The organism is Helicobacter sp. 23-1044 (genome assembly GCF_053654695.1).
Window position 1 is genome coordinate 1 of sequence record NZ_JBSIUQ010000035.1, and the last position, 560, is coordinate 560.

Here is a 560-nt window from a genome sequence, read left to right on the forward strand (position 1 = left end):
TCAAATCCTGCTTCGATTGATAATGCCCCACCTGTGCGAAAATCAAAGGTTTTGCCAAAAGTTGCGCTAAATCCAAATCCCAAATTTTGCGGTTTTAAATCTGCCAAAAATTGCGTTTTTAAGTCGTTTGAAAAGTAGTAGAAGTCCCCGTGTGCCTTTAAAAACAGCGCAAAAGGCAAGTCGAGTTTGTAGTGCAAACCGCCAAATAAATTTAGGTTTTTGATTGCCAAATCTTTGTTGTGCTTGTCGCGTAATGTGCCATAAGTTAGGGCGAAGTGTGTGCCAAGTGTGTGCGATTCTGCGATATTTGCGCTAAAAGCGGTGATGAAACCATAGTCAAATCCGCTTAGCGCGTAGTTTCCTGCCTGTGCGAAAGAGTTATAATTGATGAAGGGGGTAAAGATGAAGTGGTAGTTTTTTGTGCTAGATTCTGCGATTTTGGGGCGATTCGCAGAATCTGTGGGATTGCGTGAAATGTTTCTTTGGATTCTGCGATTTTTTGCGGTAGATTCTGCGTTTTTATAGAAAAAGATTTCGTTTTGTTTGAGATTTGCGTATTC

1 protein-coding gene is annotated in these 560 nt (G+C 40.9%); it reads right to left on the minus strand.

Features of this window, described 5'->3' with window-relative positions; all coding sequences use genetic code 11:
* On the minus strand, positions 1–560 hold a 560-nt coding region (locus tag ACWIUD_RS12075), incomplete at both ends, for a hypothetical protein (RefSeq protein WP_454149415.1).